This is a genomic window from Pseudomonas sp. SK, assembly GCF_012975065.1.
Classification (GTDB): Bacteria; Pseudomonadota; Gammaproteobacteria; order Pseudomonadales; family Pseudomonadaceae; genus Aquipseudomonas; species Aquipseudomonas anuradhapurensis.
In genome coordinates this window covers 632985-652305 of record NZ_CP051857.1, presented here as the reverse complement: position 1 = coordinate 652305, position 19321 = coordinate 632985, and the positions used below count along the sequence as shown (strand labels likewise).

General features: G+C 64.0%; 19 protein-coding genes and 1 riboswitch. Of the genes, 15 read left to right on the top strand and 4 right to left on the bottom strand.

What is annotated here, in order from left to right; all coding sequences use genetic code 11:
• Positions 1-11: 11 nt before the first annotated feature.
• The 8 genes from HG549_RS02935 (at position 12) to HG549_RS02900 (ending at position 7199) form a co-directional block, all read left to right on the top strand.
• The gene (locus tag HG549_RS02935) at positions 12-659 is read left to right on the top strand and encodes a DedA family protein (protein WP_170028077.1); all 648 of its coding nucleotides are present in this window, start codon (positions 12-14) and stop codon (positions 657-659) included.
• A gap of 9 nt (positions 660-668) precedes the next feature.
• Positions 669-1484, top strand: coding sequence for a zinc-dependent peptidase (locus tag HG549_RS02930; protein ID WP_170028076.1), 816 nt, complete (start codon positions 669-671; stop codon positions 1482-1484).
• Positions 1485-1577: 93 nt separating this feature from the next.
• A complete protein-coding gene (ppa, locus tag HG549_RS02925) occupies positions 1578-2105 on the top strand; it encodes an inorganic diphosphatase (protein WP_003255365.1) in 528 nt (175 codons plus the stop codon).
• A 214-nt stretch (positions 2106-2319) separates the two neighbouring features.
• On the top strand, positions 2320-3021 hold the full coding sequence (locus HG549_RS02920) for a helix-turn-helix transcriptional regulator (protein WP_170028075.1): 702 nt from the start codon (positions 2320-2322) through the stop codon (positions 3019-3021).
• A 395-nt stretch (positions 3022-3416) separates the two neighbouring features.
• A complete protein-coding gene (locus tag HG549_RS02915) occupies positions 3417-5162 on the top strand; it encodes a copper resistance system multicopper oxidase (RefSeq protein WP_170028074.1) in 1746 nt (581 codons plus the stop codon).
• Positions 5159-5506, top strand: coding sequence for a hypothetical protein (locus HG549_RS02910; RefSeq protein WP_170028073.1), 348 nt, complete (start codon positions 5159-5161; stop codon positions 5504-5506). The genes HG549_RS02915 and HG549_RS02910 overlap by 4 nt, the downstream gene beginning before the upstream one ends.
• Positions 5496-6497: a copper resistance protein B gene (locus HG549_RS02905; protein ID WP_170028072.1), complete on the top strand. Its 1002-nt coding sequence runs from the start codon at positions 5496-5498 to the stop codon at positions 6495-6497. The genes HG549_RS02910 and HG549_RS02905 overlap by 11 nt, the downstream gene beginning before the upstream one ends.
• A 9-nt stretch (positions 6498-6506) precedes the next feature.
• The gene (locus HG549_RS02900) at positions 6507-7199 is read left to right on the top strand and encodes a cytochrome c (RefSeq protein WP_170028071.1); all 693 of its coding nucleotides are present in this window, start codon (positions 6507-6509) and stop codon (positions 7197-7199) included.
• Positions 7200-7230: 31 nt separating this feature from the next.
• Here the strand turns inward: HG549_RS02900 and HG549_RS02895 are convergent, their stop codons facing one another.
• From HG549_RS02895 to HG549_RS02885, 3 genes are all read right to left on the bottom strand, one after another.
• On the bottom strand, positions 7231-7494 hold the full coding sequence (locus HG549_RS02895) for a DUF3077 domain-containing protein (protein WP_170028070.1): 264 nt from the start codon (positions 7492-7494) through the stop codon (positions 7231-7233).
• Between the two features lie 155 nt (positions 7495-7649).
• A complete protein-coding gene (locus tag HG549_RS02890; protein WP_170028069.1) occupies positions 7650-7892 on the bottom strand; it encodes a hypothetical protein in 243 nt (80 codons plus the stop codon).
• Positions 7893-8214: 322 nt separating this feature from the next.
• Positions 8215-10392 (bottom strand): TonB-dependent siderophore receptor, encoded by a 2178-nt coding sequence (locus tag HG549_RS02885; RefSeq protein WP_170028068.1) that lies wholly within the window; start codon positions 10390-10392, stop codon positions 8215-8217.
• Between the two features lie 182 nt (positions 10393-10574).
• On the opposite strand from HG549_RS02885, the gene HG549_RS02880 reads away from it, so the two are divergent.
• The 3 genes from HG549_RS02880 to HG549_RS02870 all read left to right on the top strand — a co-directional run bounded on the left by HG549_RS02880 (position 10575) and on the right by HG549_RS02870 (position 13586).
• A complete protein-coding gene (locus tag HG549_RS02880) occupies positions 10575-11267 on the top strand; it encodes a response regulator transcription factor (protein ID WP_170028067.1) in 693 nt (230 codons plus the stop codon).
• A complete protein-coding gene (locus HG549_RS02875; protein ID WP_170028066.1) occupies positions 11267-12613 on the top strand; it encodes a sensor histidine kinase in 1347 nt (448 codons plus the stop codon). Before HG549_RS02880 ends, HG549_RS02875 begins: the two co-directional genes overlap by 1 nt.
• Before the next feature lie 82 nt (positions 12614-12695).
• A complete protein-coding gene (locus HG549_RS02870; RefSeq protein WP_170028065.1) occupies positions 12696-13586 on the top strand; it encodes an alpha/beta hydrolase in 891 nt (296 codons plus the stop codon).
• 59 nt (positions 13587-13645) lie between these two features.
• Here HG549_RS02870 and HG549_RS02865 read toward each other — a convergent pair whose 3' ends face one another.
• On the bottom strand, positions 13646-14851 hold the full coding sequence (locus HG549_RS02865; RefSeq protein ID WP_170028064.1) for an RtcB family protein: 1206 nt from the start codon (positions 14849-14851) through the stop codon (positions 13646-13648).
• Positions 14852-14943: 92 nt separating this feature from the next.
• A riboswitch (FMN riboswitch) is annotated at positions 14944-15085 on the top strand.
• A 79-nt stretch (positions 15086-15164) separates the two neighbouring features.
• On the opposite strand from HG549_RS02865, the gene ribB reads away from it, so the two are divergent.
• The 4 genes from ribB to dxs all read left to right on the top strand — a co-directional run bounded on the left by ribB (position 15165) and on the right by dxs (position 19289).
• Positions 15165-15815, top strand: coding sequence for a 3,4-dihydroxy-2-butanone-4-phosphate synthase (gene ribB, locus HG549_RS02860; RefSeq protein ID WP_170028063.1), 651 nt, complete (start codon positions 15165-15167; stop codon positions 15813-15815).
• 248 nt (positions 15816-16063) lie between these two features.
• Positions 16064-16306 (top strand): exodeoxyribonuclease VII small subunit, encoded by a 243-nt coding sequence (locus HG549_RS02855; protein WP_003255380.1) that lies wholly within the window; start codon positions 16064-16066, stop codon positions 16304-16306.
• Positions 16303-17190 (top strand): (2E,6E)-farnesyl diphosphate synthase, encoded by an 888-nt coding sequence (gene ispA, locus HG549_RS02850; RefSeq protein ID WP_170028062.1) that lies wholly within the window; start codon positions 16303-16305, stop codon positions 17188-17190. The genes HG549_RS02855 and ispA overlap by 4 nt, the downstream gene beginning before the upstream one ends.
• A gap of 203 nt (positions 17191-17393) precedes the next feature.
• On the top strand, positions 17394-19289 hold the full coding sequence (gene dxs / locus HG549_RS02845; RefSeq protein ID WP_170028061.1) for a 1-deoxy-D-xylulose-5-phosphate synthase: 1896 nt from the start codon (positions 17394-17396) through the stop codon (positions 19287-19289).
• The last annotated feature ends 32 nt before the right edge of the window (positions 19290-19321 follow it).

The following is a 19321-nucleotide window of genomic DNA, read 5'->3' as shown; positions in this document are numbered from 1 at the left end:
AGGTGCTGTACATGGATTTCAACCCGCTGGACCTTATCCTGCATCTCGATGCCTACCTCGATCTGCTGGTCACCAATTACGGTCCCTGGATCTACGCCATCCTCTTCACCGTGATCTTCTGCGAAACCGGGCTGGTGGTGATGCCCTTCCTGCCAGGCGATTCGCTGCTGTTCATCGCCGGCGCCGTGGCCGCCGGTGGCGGCATGGACCCGTTGCTGCTGGCCGGCCTGCTGATGGCTGCGGCGATCCTCGGCGACAGCACCAACTACGTGATCGGCCGCACGGTTGGCGAACGCCTGTTCAACAAGCCCAACTCGAAGATCTTCCGCCGCGACTACCTGCAGCGCACCCACGATTTCTATGAGCGCCACGGCGGCAAGACCGTGACCATGGCGCGCTTCCTGCCGATCCTGCGCACCTTCGCGCCCTTCGTCGCCGGCATCGCCCACATGCATTACCCGCGCTTCCTCGGCTTCAGCGTCGCCGGTTCGCTGCTGTGGGTCGGAGGCCTGGTAACCCTGGGTTACTTCTTCGGCAACGTGCCATTCATCAAGCAGCACCTGTCGCTGATGGTGGTGGGTATCATCCTCCTGTCGCTGGTGCCGATGATCCTGGGCCTGCTGCGTGGCCGCCTGGGCCGTACGGCCAAGGCTCACTGAAGCTGGCCGATGTGGTCGTTCAGCGCCTGGCGGCGCAAGCGCACCCTGGCGCGCTACCCCATCGCCCCCCAGCAATGGCAGGCCGTGCGCGCGCGCCTGCCGATGCTGGACGGCATCACTGAAGCAGAAGACCGCTGGCTGCGAGAAGCCTGCATCCTGTTCCTGCTGGACAAACACCTCACCTGCCTGCCCGGCGTCGAACTGGACGACGAGCAGCGCCTGTTGCTGGCGGCCCAGGCGCAGTTGCCCCTGTTGCACCTGGGCGAGCTGAACTGGTACCAAGGGTTCCACGAGATCATCCTCTACCCCGACGACTTCAAGAGCCCCCAGCGCCACCGCGATGCCAGTGGCGTGGAACACGTCTGGGATGGCGAACACAGCGGCGAGGCCTGGCAGCAGGGCCCGGTCATCCTGGCCTGGAATGGCGTGCTGGCCAGTGGCGGCTGGGAGGCCTACAACCTGGTCATCCATGAACTGGCGCACAAGCTCGACATGCTCAACGGCGATGCCAACGGCCTGCCGCCACTGCACAACGGCATGCCTGTGGAGGAATGGGCCAGCGCCATGCAACAGGCCTACGACGACCTCAACCGCCAGCTGGACAACGACCCCGACGCCGAAACCGCCATCGACCCTTATGCCGCGGAAAACCCGGCCGAGTTCTTCGCCGTCACCAGCGAATACTTCTTTAGTGCCCCCGACCTGCTGCAGCAGGCTTATCCAAAGGTCTACCACCAGTTGTCGCAGTTCTACCGCCAGGACCCGCTGGCGCGCCTGTGCCGGCTGCAGGCCGAACACCCGGACTACCGCGCAAGCCACGCCTGACGGGGCCGCACATCAGGCCAGGCGTGGCATGCCCCGGCAGAATGTGCCTATAATCGCCGCCACTTTTTTGGTCAAACACGGGGGCACTGCCCAATGAGCTACAGCAAGATTCCGGCGGGCAAAGACCTGCCGAACGACATCTACGTCGCCATCGAGATCCCGGCCAACCACGCGCCGATCAAATACGAGATCGACAAGGACAGCGACACCCTGTTCGTCGACCGTTTCATGGCTACCCCGATGTTCTACCCAGCCAACTACGGTTTCATCCCGAACACCCTGGCTGACGACGGTGACCCGCTGGACGTGCTGGTTGTTACTCCGTACCCGGTGGCCCCTGGTTCGGTTATCCGTGCCCGTCCGGTCGGCGTGCTGAACATGACCGACGACGGCGGCGGCGACGCCAAGGTCATCGCTGTTCCTCACGACAAGCTGTCGCAGCTGTACGTCGACGTGAAGGAATACACCGACCTGCCAGCCCTGCTGATCCAGCAGATCGAGCACTTCTTTGCCAACTACAAAGATCTCGAGAAGGGCAAGTGGGTCAAGATCGAAGGCTGGGAAGGCGCCGACGCCGCCCGTGCCGCGATCACCAAGTCGGTGGCTGCCTACAAGGGCTGATACCGGTTGCACGAAGAACCCCGCCTCGGCGGGGTTTTTTTTATGCTTGGAGGCTGGCCCAGGGGGCTGTGGAGGCGGCCTGTGGCAGCTGCGACGCTTAGTAAAAAATCCTACACCGTCCTACTCCAACGCCCTACAAATCGCTGTTTTCACACAGACCTCATCAACATCCGGTTGATATCCTTGCTGGCACCGCGCCGCTACACTCGCCGCCATGAACACATCCGGTGACCGCCTCAAAGCTCTCCTCCACGAATGTGGCCTTACCCCGTCCGATTTCGCCGCCCAGCGCAGCGTCACACCCCAGCACGTCAACAACTGGTTCAAGCGCGGTGTGCCGTTGGCCCGGCTGGACGAACTGGCCGACCTGTTCTGCGTACATCGTCGCTGGTTGCGCACCGGTGAAGGGCCCAAGCACCTCAACCCGATCCCGCGCAACCATTCCCCGGCGCCAGCGCCCGGCAACCTGCCCACGCCGCTGTCGGCGCGAGGGGGCCGGGTGTTGAAGCTGCCCTTTTACGAATTGCACAGCGGCCTGCTGTCGCCCGTGCCCGGCAGGCACCTGTGCCTGCCCGCAAAAGCGCTGAGAAGCCTCGGCGTGCAAGCCGAAAACGCCATCTGCCTGGCCATGCCCGCCGGCAACATGGCCCCACTGATGCCGCAACAGGCCACCCTTGCCATCGACCTGGGCATGACCCAGGTGGTTGAGGGCGAAACCTATGCCCTGCTGCACAATGGCACGCTCCGGGTGAACAACCTCAGCCTCGGCCAGCACGGCACGCTGTACCTGCACAGCCTTGACCGGCGCAGCTACGCGGTCGAACGCTACACCACCGTGCAGCGCCAGGCGCAGGGGCTGGAAATCCTCGGCTGGGTCTTCCACTGGTCGCATTTTCGCCAGCAACGGCCTGGCTGAAACAACCTGTGCCATTTTTTGCTGGGCATCCCGCGCGCGCCCTTGTATGCTACGCCGCACATTCAGCCCCGACCGGCGCATGCCGCGGTCCAGAGGGCTCGGCGATATCCCACACGGGCATCTGCCAATTCTTTCAGGCCTTGATGGCCACACAGTTAAGGCGATTGCGGCTTACCAAAAATTAGTCGGAAGCGTCCCCGAGAAGCCGGCCACAAGCCGGCTTTTTAATGCCCTCCTGAAATTCCTTCCCTGCCTTCAAGGCTGCGCGTGCACGCCTCGCCTGCGCAAGCTGACTAAAAAGTAATGTAGCGCTCAGCCAGTTGACAGCGCGGGCCGGCTAGCCTGCAGTCTGTTGGTGCTTATCGAAAAATTATCGACTGACTGGACGCAACGGCATGCAAAGCAAAACCACGAGACGCTCCTTCGTCAAAGGCCTGGCCGCTACCGGACTGCTTGGCGGGTTGGGCATGTGGCGCGCGCCGGTCTGGGCCGTGACCAGCCCTGGCCAACCGAATGTACTGACGGGCACCGACTTTGACCTGTACATCGGTGAACTGCCGGTGAATTTCACCGGCGCCAAGCGCACGGCGATGGCCATCAACGGCTCCGTGCCCGGGCCCATTCTGCGCTGGCGCGAAGGCGACACCGTCACCCTGCGTGTGCGTAACCGTTTGCAGCAGGACACCTCCATCCACTGGCACGGCATCATCCTGCCGGCCAACATGGACGGCGTGCCGGGCCTGAGCTTCCACGGCATCGCCCCCGACGGCATGTACGAGTACCGGTTCAAGGTCCAGCAGAATGGTACCTACTGGTACCACAGCCACTCCGGGTTCCAGGAACAAGTTGGGGTGTACGGCGCCTTGGTCATCGATGCGAAAGAGCCCGAGCCGTTCAGCTACGACCGGGACTACGTGGTGATGCTCAGCGACTGGACAGACGAAGACCCTGCCCGGGTGCTGTCCAAGCTCAAGAAGCAGTCGGACTATTACAACTACCACAAGCGCACGGTGGGTGACTTCGTCAACGACGTCAGCGAAATGGGCTGGTCGGCTGCGCTAGCCGACCGGAAGATGTGGGCCGAGATGAAGATGAGCCCCACCGACCTCGCCGACGTGAGTGGCTACACCTACACCTACCTGATGAATGGCCAGGCGCCGGACGGTAACTGGACGGGCGTGTTCAAGCCGGGCGAGAAAATCCGCCTGCGCTTCATCAACGGCTCTGCCATGACCTATTTCGACGTGCGCATTCCCGGCCTGAAGATGACCGTTGTCGCGGCGGACGGGCAGCACGTCAAGCCTGTTTCGGTCGACGAGCTGCGCATCGCCGTTGCCGAGACCTACGACGTCATCGTCGAGCCTGAAAGCGAGCAGGCATACACCATTTTCGCCCAGTCCATGGACCGTACCGGGTATTCCAGGGGCACCCTGGCTGTCCGCGAGGGCTTGCAGGCGCCGGTGCCAACCGTGGATCCACGCCCCATCATCTCGATGAACGATATGGGCATGGACCATGGCGACATGGGCGGTATGGACCATGACAGCATGGCCGGCATGGACCACAACAGCATGGCCGGCATGGACCACGGCGCCATGACCGGCACAAGCGCGGCCATGCAGCGCCACCCGGCCTCCGAGACCAACAACCCGCTGGTCGACATGCAGACGATGTCGCCGACGCCAAAGCTGAGCGATCCCGGGATTGGGCTACGCAACAATGGCCGCCGCGTGCTCACCTATGCCGACCTGCGCAGCACCTTCCCTGACCCGGACGGCCGCACGCCGGGGCGCACAATCGAACTGCACCTTACCGGTCACATGGAAAAATTCGCCTGGTCCTTCGACGGCATCAAGTTTTCCGATGCCGAGCCACTGCGCCTGAAGTATGGCGAGCGCCTGCGTATCACCCTGGTCAACGACACCATGATGACTCACCCCATCCACCTGCATGGCATGTGGAGCGACCTGGAGGATGACAACGGCAACTTCATGGTGCGCAAGCACACCATCGATATGCCGCCTGGCTCGAAACGCAGCTATCGCGTCACTGCAGATGCCTTGGGGCGTTGGGCCTATCACTGTCACCTGCTGTTCCATATGGAAATGGGCATGTTCCGAGAAGTCCGTGTGGACGAATGAACTGGAGATCCGAGATGAGCAAAGCCATGAAACGAAGCGCGTTTTTCCTCTCTGCCGCGATGGCGGGCCTGCTTGCTGTCCATGCACCCTCCTCGTGGTCCGACGACACCAGCAAACAACCGGCCAATGCTGCAAACGCCAAAGGCGCACAGGGCATGGACCACGGCGCCATGAAAGGCATGGACCACGGCAATATGCAGGGTATGAACCATGACGCCATGAAAGGCATGGACCATAGCACCATTAAGGGAATGGACCATGGCGCGATGCAAGGCATGGACCACGGCAAGATGATGGAATCGCATGGCAGCGATAAAGCTAAGGCAGGGAACGATGCTCAATAGCCTGGCACGACGATCGCTACTGGCATTGGGCGTTGCCCTGGGCATGCTGGGCACTGCGCCCAGCTTCGCCGCCGGGGCAATGGACCATTCGGCCATGGGGCACGATGCCATGCCGATGGATAGCGGCTCGTCGCACGATTCGATGCCAGGCATGGACCACAGCAAGATGGACCATGACAGCATGCAGGGCATGGACCACGGCAAGATGGACCACGGCAGCATGCAGGGCATGGACCACTCGACGATGAACCACCGCTCGGCAGAGGCGCCGACGACGAGCAGCCGTACCCCGATCCCGGTATTGACGGATGCAGACCGCCAGGCAGCCTTTCCCCCGTTGGGTGGGCACCAGATGCACGACAGCGCAATCAACAGCTTCCTGCTGCTGGATCAGCTGGAGTACCAGGATGCGGACGAAGGCAGCACCCTGGCCTGGGATGCATCCGGCTGGATAGGTGGCGATATCAACCGGTTGTGGATCCGCTCCGAAGGCGAACGCACCAACGGCGTCAGCGAAGATGCCGAATTGCAGTTGCTGTACGGCCGCTCGGTCAGCCCCTGGTGGGATGTGGTTGCCGGGGTGCGCCAGGACTTCAAGCCCGAATCGCCCCAGACCTGGGCGGCATTCGGTATCCAGGGCATGGCACTGTACGACTTCGAGACCGAAGCCACCGCATTCATTGGCGAGAACGGCCAGGCTGCTGCTCGCCTGGAAGGCGACTACGACATCCTGCTGACCAACCGCCTGATCCTGCAGCCAACCGCTGAAGCCAACTTCTACGGCAAGAACGACCCTGAGCGCGGCGTAGGTTCCGGCCTGGCCAATACCGAGGTCGGGCTGCGCCTGCGCTACGAGATTGTCCGGCAGTTCGCTCCCTACATCGGCATCACCTGGAAACGTTCCTATGGCAAAACTGCCGATTTCGTCCGGGATGAGGGTGGCGATGTGGATGAAGCGCGTTTCGTCGCCGGTATCCGCATGTGGTTTTGAGACCCTGACATGAAGAAAACAATAACAACGCTTGTCATGGCTGGCGTGCTGACCAGCGCGGCAGTGCTGGGTGCCGCCTACTCCGGCCTGGTCAACGTCGGCGCCGATGACCCGCACTTCCCCGCCGTGCATGCCTTTCTGGCCATGGCCCGGGACCGTTCCATTGCGGTACGTGCCAACGACATCGAAGTACCAGACCTGCAAGACGAAGCCCTGATCCGTACCGGCGCGGGTAATTACAATGCCATGTGCATCGGTTGCCACCTGGCCCCAGGCGTGGAAAAAACCGAGCTCAGCCAGGCGCTGTACCCCTCGCCGCCCAACCTGGCCACCCGTGGCCTCGGCGGCGACCCTGCCGCAGCGTTCTGGATCATCAAGCACGGCATCAAGGCCACTGGCATGCCGGCCTGGGGCAAAAGCATGGGTGACGAATATATCTGGGGCATCGTGGCCTTCCTCGACCAGTTGCCCAAGCTCGATACCCAGCAGTACAACGCGCTGGTAGCAAGCAGCAGCGGCCACCAGCATGGCGGTGGCGAAAGCCAAATGCACAACCATGAAGGCCAGCACGGCAGCCACGCGCCTGAGCGCGCGGGCCACCACGCAATGGGCAATTCAGAAGCGCATCATCCGGCACCCGACAGCCCAGTTCCGAAGACACATATGCACCGTGATGGCAAAGCGCACGCCCATGGGAACTGAAGGCCGCTCGGTCCGAAGCAGGCCTCTCATCTCAGTGCTTCATGCCTAGCTCAGCATCATCCATCAGCGCCTTGGCCATCGCACTCAGGTAGTGCGCAGCCCAGATCATCATCGGTTTTTCATCCATCAGGCCGGTGATGGTCAACTCGCGGACATAGCCCATCAGTTCCGAGGCCTGCTCGCGGGCGTCCTCGCACGGGATGCCGGGCTCGATGCGGAACAGTGGGTGGGTGCCGTTTTCGCCTTGGTAGAAGGTGGTCTTGCCGACGGTGAATTGGGTGTCGTCGGTAGTCATTGTTGAATTCCCTGATAGTTCTCGACTCTCCGGGCCGGCCCTTTCGCGGGCTTGCCCGCTCCCACAGGTACTGTGCAAGCCTTGAGGCCTGTGGTGAGCCTGTGGGAGCGGGCATGCCCGCGAAGAGGCTAGCCCAGAAAACACATCACTAATGCCTAGTGCAAAATCCTGGGCTCTGTAGGCATCTGCACCTGAACCAGTGCCGTCTCCAGCAAAGCCCGCAGCGTCTCCAGCTCATGCATCGAGGTCATCATCAGGATCGATGCCGGTGACTTGGGCTGCTGCAGCATTGCCTGGCGCACGACGGTCGCAGCGCACAGCGCATAGTCCGTGGCCTGGATCAGGGTGTCTTCAAGGGCATGAATATCGTGGGGTGGATCGGGGACAATCTTGAGCATGGTGTAATCTCGTCTGTTCCGAAGGGACAGCCACGACATCACTTGCAGTTGATGGGTGGCGGCTACGTACGGGTCTGCAAGACCGGACAGACGATAAACCGGCAGATCCGAAGATCTCCCGCACGCAGCCACCATTGACCGAAATCGCCGGCACGCGGCAACTAGGAAAGCGGTACTGAATCGTCTGCAGGCTTGCAGGCCCGGTCGCTGATTTGGCAACGACGGGGCCAGACTAGGTCGCTGAGAACACCACCGCAATGGCGCAAAGGCGGTAGGAAGCTATTTCAGAAATGGCCTACGCGCAACGGGAAAAATCTGATTATCAGAAGTCATACCGCGCCCCAACCATCATGCTTCGCGACGGCCCGTAGAAATTGAACGTCGAGGTCGACCCCACCCGCGACAGGTAGTCCCGGTCGAACAGGTTGTTGATGTTGAAGGTGGCCGTCAGCTTCGAGGTAACCGGATAAGACAGCATTGCATCCACGGTCGCATAGCCTGGCGCGTCGATGCGCACACCGCCGTTCTCGGAATGGAAGTTGCTCATCGCCGAAATGCCGCCACCAATGGCCAGGCCGTTCAGTGGCCCTTGGCCGATGGTGTACTTGCTCCACAGCGATGCCTGGTTGCGCGGCATGATGAAAAAGGTGGTTTCGGCATCGCCCTTGAGGGTTTCGGTTTCCATCCAGGTGTAGCCGGCCAGCACTTCCCAGTTCGGCGTCAGCTTGCCGCTCACTTCCACTTCGGCGCCCTTCACACGGGTCTTGCCGGATGCAACAGAGTCAGTGGTAGCCACACCGTCGGCGTCATACACGGTGGTCGCGCGGTTCTTGTCGGTCAGGCGGAACACCGAGAGGCGCGTATTCAGGTCGCCGCCGAAGTAGCTGCTCTTGAGACCGAACTCGTACTGCTCGCCCTCACGCGGCTTGAGCACCCGGCCATTGCTGTCGGTGTCGGACTGCGGCTTGAACACCTGCGAATAGCTGGCGTACAGCGCATGGTTGTCGGTCAGGTCGTAGACCAGTCCGCCATACGGGGTGAAGTGGCCATCCACGCGCTTGCTGTCGTTGGTGGTGGCGCCACTACTGAGGGTGGTGGTGTAGAAATCCCCGCGATACCAGCTGAAGCGCCCCCCGGCGATCAGCGCCAGGCGCTCGACCGGGCGGAAGGTGACCTTGGAATACAGGCCGTATTCCTCTTCCTGCGTACCGGTCTCGGTGCTGTAGTTCGGCGCTGGCTTGGCGAACTGCTTCGGCGAGTAGGTGTTGACGTTGATGGCGCCCAGGTTGGTTGTGCCGTTGAGGTACTCGGTGTCGTAGTTCTTGTAGTCGCTGCCGACCACGAACTCGCTGACCTGGCCGAAGGTTTCGAACGGCTGGCTGTAGCTGGCGTCCAGCGAGTAGGTGTCCTGGGTGAAATCGCGGGCGCTGGCGCGCTCGGAGTTGGCGCCAGTGGTGGCGTTGGTCGCGGTGAAGGCATACAGGTAATTCGTGTCGCGGTGCGAGCCACGGGCAGCGACACGGCCATAGCCGCCATTGTCGAAGCGGTGGGTCAGCTCGGCGACCAGATCAGTGGTCTTGCCGTCGAAGTAGTTCCAGTCGGCCCCCAGGAACTTCGAGTGGCTGAAGTCGGGCACTTCGCCGGACAGCGTTGCCGGATAGCCGTTGTGCGGGGTGAGGTTCTTCACTTCATGAATCAGGCCGAACGACAGGGTGGTGGCGTCGTCCAGGTCGACGTCCAGTGCACCGTAGTAGCTGTTGCTGGTGTTGGCGTTGTAGTCGACCTCGCCATTGGTGTCGTCACGCGAGGCGATGAAGCGCCCGCGCACGCGGCCGGCATCATCCAGCGGCCCGCTCAGGTCGATTTCCTCGTGGTTGGTGTCCCAGGTGCCATAGCTGCCTTCGACGTGGCCCTGGAACTCGGCAGTCGGGCGCTTGCGCACCATGTTGACGATGCCGCCCAGTTCGCTGGTGCTGCTAAACAGCCCGGCCGGGCCACGCATGATCTCGACACGGTCGAACGCCGCCAGCGACGGTACCGTACCGAAGATGCTGGCCATGGGCGCCGGCAGGCCGTCGATATTGAACTCGCTGTACTCGTAGCCACGGGCGTAGATCGATGAGCGGCCACTGTCGTTGGTCAGGGTACGCAGGCCGGCGGTGTACTTGGCCAGGTCATCGAGGTGCACGAACCGACGGTCCTTGACGTAGTCCTGGGTGTAGACCGTGATCGATTGCGGAATGTCCTTGAGCGCTGCGGGGGTCTTGGTGCCCACAGTGGCGGCATCCACGCTGTAGCCACCAGTTTCTTCCGACGGCAGCATGTCGTACAGGCGGTTGCCTTCGATGGTCAATGCCGGCAGGTCAAGCGCGCTGTCCTCGGCAGCCGCCTGGGTCGCCACCGTCTCGGCCAGGGCCGACAATGAAAACGGCGCCAGTAGCCCCAGCATCAGCCAGCCCCGAACCCGTCGCGGGTCCCCCAACTTTTTGAAACTGCTCATGACACACCCTTTCCCCAAATGGTAGTAATTCGCAAACGAAACAAGTTGCTTTTTGCGAACGATACCGAAGGGAACCCAGGGGTGCAGCAGGATTAACCTTCTTAACACATCCAGGCGTTGCTCTCGCCCTGCCGGCAATGGGATGATTCGCAACTGATACGAATTCTCATTCAAGGCTCGCCGTGCCCACCTCACTCCTCCTCGCCGAAGACGACCAACGCCTGCGTCAGGACCTGGAAAGGCATTTCCTCAACCGCGGTTTTTCGGTGCACGCCTGTGCCACTGGCGCCCAGGCCCTGGATGCCATTCAACAGTCACGGTTCGAGCTGGTGCTGCTGGACATCATGCTGCCGGGCATCGACGGCCTCAGTCTGCTCGACGCGTTGCGCCGGCAGCAGGCGGTGCCGGTCATGCTGATGTCGGCGCTGGGGGCCGAGCAGGATCGCATCACTGGCTTTACCCGTGGCGCGGACGATTACCTGCCCAAGCCCTTCAGCCTGGCCGAGCTGGACGCCCGGGTCGATGCATTGCTGCGGCGTGTGGCGTTCGATCGCGGTACGGCGCTGCGTGCCGACGTCGGCAGGGTGATGCTCGACCAGGACCGCCAGGACGTTATCCACAACGGCAAGGCTGCCGGCCTCACCGCATCCGAATTCCGCTTGCTGGCCACCCTGCGGGCCCACCCCGGCGAAGCCTTGAGCAAACCATTTCTCTACCAGACCGTGCTGCACCGGGCCTACACCCGCCTGGACCGCGGCCTGGATGTACATGTGTGCAACCTGCGCCGCAAGCTGGCCGACATCGCTGCCCAGCACCTGCAGATCCAGGCCGTACGCGGCCAGGGGTACATGCTGGTCAATACGGAACACGCCTGATGCGCCGTCATCCCTTGCTATGGAAACTGGCCGTACTGCAGGTCGGCTTCTGCCTGTTGCTGACTTGGCTGATCTGGACCTGGGGCCTGTCGGTGGAGCGCAGTACCTACTTCCTGTCCCAAGCCGACCAGGACTACCTGGCGCGCTTTGCACAGCAAGCCGAACAGGCCTGGGAGCAAGGCGGCGCGGAGGCTGCCGAGGCCTGGCGCAGGCAACTGGAACAGGCCGAGGGCACTTGGGTGGCGCTGGTCGGGCCGCACCTGCAGAGCCTTGGCAGCACCCCACTGAGCGCTGAGGAAGCCAGCCACCTGACCTTCATGCGCAAGCTCGACTGGCCGATGAGCCGGCGCCTGCAGGATGAACTGCCCTACGTCAGCATCGAGTTTCCGCAACACCCTGAGCACGGCCGCCTGGTAATGCAACTGCCCGAGCGCCTGTTGCCCACCGGGCTTACCCCATGGACCCATGTGGTCACCCATGGCGTTGCCCCCACGCTGCTCGCCCTGCTGCTGGTTGTGGCGCTGTACCGCCACCTTGTGGTGCCACTGAACCGCCTGCGCGACCGCGCCGACGCTCTGCGTGCCGACGACCTCGACAGCCCGGCCCTGCCCCTGCAGGCGCGGCGCGATGAGCTTGGGGAGCTGGCGCAGGCCTTCGAGCACATGGCCGGGCGCCTGCGCCAGAGCCTGGAGCAGCAGCGCCTGTTGCTGCGCACGCTGTCTCACGAACTGCGCACGCCGCTGGCGCGGCTGCGCATCGCCCATGACAGCAGCTTGCCGCCGGCCCAGTTGCGCGAGCGCCTGGACCGCGAGGTGACCGACATGCAGAAGCTGCTGGAGGACACGCTGGACCTGGCCTGGATGGACACCGAACAGCCCAGCTTGCCGACCGAACCGGTGTTGATGGTTTCGGTGTGGGAAGCCTTGTGCCAGGACATCTGCTTCGAAAGCGGCTGGCACCGCGCCCGCCTGCCCTGCTCGCTCGGCACCGACTGCGTGGTGCAAGCCCACCTGGACAGCCTGGCCCAAGCCCTGGAAAACCTGATGCGCAATGCCATCCGCCACTCGCCGGCCGACGGACGGGTCAGTCTGGATGGCTGGCTCGAGGGCGACTGCTGGCACCTGCGCCTGAGTGACCAGGGGCCCGGGGTGCCGCATGCCGAGCTCGAACGCATCTTCAAGCCCTACCAGCGGCTAACCGACAGCGGCGCGGGCTTCGGCCTGGGCCTGGCCATCGCCCGCCGTGCCATCGAACTGCAAGGCGGTCGCTTGTGGGCCAGCAATGGTCACCCGGGCCTGTGCCTGCACATGACCTTGCCGATCGGCCAGGACTGTTTAGAAAGTTAATGCGCTTTACGCTCAATCAGGACTGATTATCATCTGGGCGTTCCAGCATTGCGCTCCTTGCAAAGCCCTGACGAGACACCTGATGAGCAAGATGACCCTGATGCTGGCTTTGGCGCTGGCCCTTGCGGCCCCGGCTGCCCTGGCGCAGCCCGAGCCTCAACAGAGGATGGATACCTCGCTGCTGCAGCGACAGGACCTGGCCTACCGCTTCAGCCAGCTCGACCTGGACTCGGCCGATGGCCAGCGCCATTACCGCTTGTGGGTCGGCAAACCAGACGGCCCAACGCCAGCGGCGGGTTACCCGGTGCTGTGGATGCTCGATGGCAACGCCGCGCTGGGGGCGCTGGACAGCCGGCTGCTGGGCAAGCTTGCCGCCGGCCAGGCGCCATTGCTGGTAGCCGTGGGGTACCAGACCGATCAGCGGATCGAGCGGGTCGGGCGTACCTATGACTACACCCCGGCGTTGCCTGGGCAGGCTGAGCAGTTGGACCCGCTGACCGGGCAACCGAGCGGTGGCGTGGATGCGTTCCTCGATCTGCTGAGCGAGCGCATGCGGCCGCTGGTGGCGGGTGTGGCACCGATCGACCCGCAGCGGCAGACGCTGTGGGGGCATTCCTACGGTGGCTTGGCTGTGCTGCATGCACTGTTCACCCGGCCTGGGGCTTTCAGTGACTATGTGGCGGCCAGCCCATCGCTATGGTGGCATGACGGTGCGATCGTGCATGAAGCGCAGGGGCTTGGCCAGCGCTTGGGCAGCAGCCGACCTCGGTTGTTGCTGATGCGCGGAAGTGAGGAGCCGGCCAACCCGCGCATGCCGGTGCAGGGTGATGGCGAACGGGCGGCGCGGGAGCTGCTGGCAGACCTGGCCAAGGTGCCGGGGTTGCAGGTACGGTTCGAGCGGTTTGACGGGTTGGGGCATGGGCCGATGTTACCGGCCTCGCTGAAGCAGGTGATTGAAGGGATGTCCCGATAACCCTGCACTGGCCTCTTCGCAGGTTTACCCACGAAGAGGCCGGCACAGGCGATACCCCGTCAGCCCTTCACACACACCACCTGGCGCAAGGTGTGCACCACCTCCACCAGTTCCCGCTGCGCGCGCATCACCGCATCGATGTCCTTGTAGGCCATCGGGATCTCGTCGATCACCTCCTTGTCCTTGCGGCATTCCACATGCGCCGTGGCCCGTCGCTGGTCCTCCACGGTGAAGCGGCTCTTGGCCTTGGTCCGGCTCATCACCCGGCCGGCGCCATGGCTGCAGGAACAGAACGATTCCTCGTTACCCAGCCCCCGCACGATGAAGCTCCTGGCCCCCATCGACCCAGGAATGATGCCTAGCTGCCCTTTCTGCGCCGACACCGCGCCCTTGCGCGTCACCAGCACTTCGCGGCCAAAATGCTGCTCGCGCTGCACATAGTTGTGGTGGCAGTTCACCGCTTCCAGGCTGGCCTCGAACGGTTTGCCCAGCACCTTGCGGGCTGCCCCGACCACCGCCAGCATCATCAGCTCGCGGTTCTGCCGGGCATAGTCCTGCGCCCATTCCACCGCTTCCACGTAGTCGGCGAAATGGCGGCTGCCTTCCTCGAAGTACGCCAGGTCCTTGTCTGGCAGGTTGGCCAGGTGCTGGCGCATGTCGGCCTGGGCCAGTTCGATGAACAGGTTGCCAATGGCATTGCCCACCCCCCGCGAGCCGCTGTGCAGCATGAACCAGACGCGGTCGGCCTCGTCCAGGCACACCTCGATGAAGTGGTTGCCACCCCCCAGCGTACCCAGGTGCTGGCGGTTGTTGGTCTTCGCCAGGCGCGGGTACTTGTCGGTAATGGCCTTGAACCGCCCGGCCAACCGCCCCCAGGCCTGGTCGGCCTGGGCCGGCACATCGGCCCAGGCGCCCTGGTCATGTTTGCCGAACGTCTTGCCATGCGGCACCGCCTGCTCGATGGCGCTGCGCAGGCCGTGCAGATGGTCTGGCAGGTCTCGGGCATGCAACGAGGTGCGCGCGGCGATCATGCCGCAGCCGATGTCTACCCCTACCGCCGCGGGGATGATCGCGCCAACGGTCGGGATCACGCTGCCGATGGTCGAGCCTTTGCCCAGATGCACGTCCGGCATCACCGCCAGGTGCTTGAAGATGAACGGCATCCTGGCGGTATTGAGCAATTGCCGGCGGGCGTCGTCTTCGACCGGCACGCCATCGGTCCATAACTTGACCGGCTTGCCGCCGGCAACCTGGAGAATGTCCATGGGGCTGTTCCTGAAAGGCCATGCCGGCATGATACCGCCAAAGGTCGTAGCGCCGTGGGTTGCCAGCAGGGTGGCGAGGTGCGGTATGCTTGGCCGGTCTTCAGGGCGGGGTGAAAGTCCCCACCGGCGGTAAATCGAAAGATGAGCCCGCGAGCGCCCCGGCCATGCCGGGGGTCAGCAGATCTGGTGCAATTCCAGGGCCGACGGTCATAGTCCGGATGAAAGAAGGCGTCAGGCAGGGGCCATCCGGGCGCCCCTGCGCGCGCATTTTGTTCGCCCCGAGACGTTCATCGACATTCACGAGGAGCGTTTCATGTCCACCCAGCACCACCTGCAATTCCCCAATGTTGCCGCTGCCGTCGCCGCCTTCCAGGCCGGGCGCCCGGTACTGCTGCTCGACGATGACGACCGCGAGGACGAAGCGGACATCATTGCCGCCGCCGAGAACATTTCGCTGCAGACCATGGCCATGATGATTCGCGATTGCAGCGGCATCGTCTGCCTGTGCCTGGACGAAGCCACTGTCGACGAGCTGCAGCTGGCACCGATGGTGCAGAACAACCAGGCTCGCCATGGTACCGGCTTCACCGTCACCATCGAGGCGGCCGAAGGGATCAGCACCGGGGTTTCCGCCCAGGACCGCATCACCACCATCGGCGCGGCGCTGCGCTCTACTGCCGAGCAGCGCCATATCGTCAGCCCGGGCCATGTATTCCCGCTGCGCGCGCGCAATGGCGGGGTGCTGACCCGCCGTGGCCACACCGAAGGTTCGGTGGACCTGGCGCGCCTGGCCGGCCTGCGCCCGGCGGCGGTGCTGTGCGAGCTGATGAACCCCGATGGCAGCATGGCGCGCGGCGAGCAGGTGGCGGTGTATGCACGGCAGTACAATTTGCCGGTGCTGACCATCGAGGAACTGGCGCAGTACCGTGAGGCCATGCTGGAGCTGGAAGCAGAGCCAGCCTGACCCCGCACCGGGGTCCATAACTGGCACAGTGCCTGTAGGGGCGGCCTTGTGTCGCGAAAGGGCTGCACAGCAGCCCCAGCAATTTGTGCATCTGCTCTGACATCCTGGGGCCGCTTTGCGGCCCTTTCGCGACACAAGGCCGCTCCTACACAATTGGCTGCGTTAGCCGATCGGGTGGCCGGAAGTTTGCTCCCCCCGCCCCGCTCTGCTAGTGTCGCGCCGTTCTGAATGCCACCGAGACAGTCGCCATGGCCCGCAAAAAAGCCTCCCTCGATTTCGAGCAATCCCTCGCAGACCTGCAAGCCCTGGTCGAGCGCCTGGAGAACGGCGAATTGTCGCTGGAAGAGTCGCTGGCCGCCTTCGAGCAAGGCATCGCCCTGACCCGCGATTGCCAGGGCGCCCTGGCCCAGGCCGAGCAGAAGGTGCAGATCCTGCTGGAACGCGACGGCGAGCTGGCCGCGCAGCCCTTCGACGCGGAGCCGGAAGCATGATCGGCACCTACCAGGCCAACTGCCAGGCGCGGGTCGACGCCGCACTCGAGCCGCTGTTCGTCGCCCCCACCCGGGAACTCGAGCGCCTCTACGCCGCCATGCGCTACAGCGTGATGAACGGCGGCAAGCGCGTGCGCCCGTTGCTGGCCTATGCGGCCTGCGAAGCCCTGGGCGCCCCGGCCGAACAGGCCAACGGCGCGGCCTGTGCGGTAGAGCTGATCCACGCCTACTCGCTGGTGCATGACGACCTGCCGGCCATGGACGACGACGACCTGCGCCGGGGCCAGCCAACCACTCACAAGGCCTTCGACGAAGCCTGTGCCATCCTCGCTGGCGATGGTTTGCAGAGCCTGGCCTTCAGCGCCCTGCTCGACCCACGCCTGAGCCCGCAGGCCGACAGCATCCGCCTGGCCATGGTCCAGGCGCTGGCCAAGGCCGCCGGCCCGGCCGGCATGGTCGGCGGCCAGGCGATCGACCTCGGCTCGGTGGGCCTGAAGCTGGACCAGCAGGCGCTGGAGTCCATGCACCGGCACAAGACCGGTGCGCTGATCGAAGCCAGCGTGCGCCTGGGCGCCCTGGCCAGCGCCCGCGCCGAACAGGCGCAACTGGATGCCTTGCAGGCCTATGCCCAGGCCATCGGCCTGGCGTTCCAGGTGCAGGACGACATCCTCGATGTGGAAAGCGACACCGCCACCCTTGGCAAGCGTCAGGGCGCCGACATCGCCCGCGACAAGCCGACCTACCCGGCGCTGCTGGGCCTGGAGGCGGCCAAGGCCTATGCCATCGAACTGCGCGACCAGGCACTGCTCGCACTGGATGGTTTTGGCGAAAAAGCCGAGCCGCTGCGAGCCTTGGCGCGCTATATCGTCGAGCGCCGCAACTGATTTGATTGGGGCCGCGGTGCGGCCCATCGCCGGCAAGCCAGCGGCCACAGACGCCTCAGTGGCTAGAAAACTGAATACCCTGTGCGTGCTGGCACGCCGGCGATGGGCTGCAAAGCAGGCCCATGCGACACCCGTCTGAATGGGCAGTATTTCCTACAATGGGGTAAACTGCCGCGTCTTACACACCTATAACGACTCGCCTGATGCCCACGACGTTTCAAGAGATCCCCCGCGAACGCCCGGTCACGCCGTTGCTCGACCGCGCTGACACGCCTGCCGGCCTGCGCCGGCTGGCCGAAGCCGACCTGGAGACCCTGGCCGACGAACTGCGCCAGGAACTGCTCTACACCGTGGGCCAGACCGGTGGGCATTTTGGTGCCGGCCTGGGCGTCATCGAGCTGACCATCGCCCTGCACTACGTCTTCGACACCCCGGACGACCGGCTGGTGTGGGACGTCGGCCACCAGGCGTACCCGCACAAGATCCTCACCGGGCGCCGTAAGCGCATGCTCAGCCTGCGTCAGAAAGACGGCATCGCCGCCTTCCCGCGCCGCAGCGAGAGTGAGTACGACACCTTTGGCGTCGGCCACTCCAGCACCTCGATCAGCGCCGCGCTGGGCATGGCCATTGCCGCCCGTCTGCAAAACAGCGCGCGCAAGTCGATCGCGGTGATTGGTGACGGCGCGCTGACCGCCGGCATGGCCTTCGAGGCGTTGAACCACGCCCAGGAAGTCAACGCCGACATGCTGGTGATCCTCAACGACAACGACATGTCGATTTCGCGCAACGTCGGCGGCCTGTCCAACTACCTGGCCAAGATCCTCTCCAGCCGCACCTACGCGAGCATGCGCGAAGGCAGCAAGAAAGTGCTGTCACGCCTGCCAGGCGCCTGGGAAATCGCCCGCCGCACCGAGGAATACGCCAAAGGCATGCTGGTGCCGGGTACGCTGTTCGAAGAGCTGGGCTGGAACTACATCGGCCCGATCGACGGTCATGACCTGCCAACCATGATCGCCACCCTGCGCAACATGCGCGACCTCAAGGGCCCGCAGTTCCTGCACGTGGTCACCAAGAAGGGCAAGGGCTTCGCCCCCGCCGAGCTTGACCCGATCGGCTATCACGCCATTACCAAGCTGGAACCGGCAGACAAGCCCGCCGCGCCGAAAAAAGCCAGCGGGCCCAAGTACTCCGCCGTGTTCGGCCAGTGGCTATGCGACATGGCCGCTGCCGACAAGCGCCTGGTGGGTATTACCCCGGCGATGAAGGAAGGTTCCGACCTGGTCGCTTTCAGCGAACGCTACCCGGAGCGCTACTTCGACGTGGCGATTGCCGAGCAGCATGCCGTGACCCTGGCGGCGGGCATGGCCTGCGAGGGCAGCAAGCCGGTGGTGGCGATTTACTCCACCTTCCTGCAGCGCGCCTATGACCAGCTGATCCACGACGTGGCGGTGCAGAACCTCGACGTGCTGTTCGCCATCGACCGCGCCGGCCTGGTCGGCGAAGACGGCCCGACCCACGCGGGTAGCTACGACCTGTCGTACCTGCGCTGCATCCCGGGCATGCTGGTGATGACCCCGAGCGACGAGAACGAGCTGCGCAAGATGCTCAGCACCGGCCACCTGTACAACGGCCCGGCGGCGGTACGCTACCCGCGCGGCACCGGCCCCAACGCGCCGATCAGCGGCGACCTGGAACCGCTGGAGATCGGCAAGGGCATCGTGCGGCGCCAGGGCGAGAAAGTCGCCTTGCTGGTGTTCGGCGTGCAACTGGCCGAGGCCATGCAGGTGGCTGAGCAGATCAACGCCACGGTGGTCGACATGCGCTTCGTCAAGCCGCTGGACGAGGCGCTGGTGCTGGAGCTGGCTGCTAGCCATGAACTGCTGGTGACCATCGAAGAAAACGCCATCATGGGCGGTGCGGGGGCTGCCGTCGGCGAGTTCCTGGCCAGCCAGGCAATCGTGAAACCGCTGCTGCATCTGGGGCTGCCGGACATCTACGTCGAGCATGCCAAGCCGGCGCAGATGCTGGCTGAGTGTGGGCTGGATGCGGCCGGGATCGAGGCTTCGGTGAAGGCTCGGATGGCCAGGCTCGGGCTGTAATCCCCTGGGGCCGCTTTGCGGCCCATCGCGAC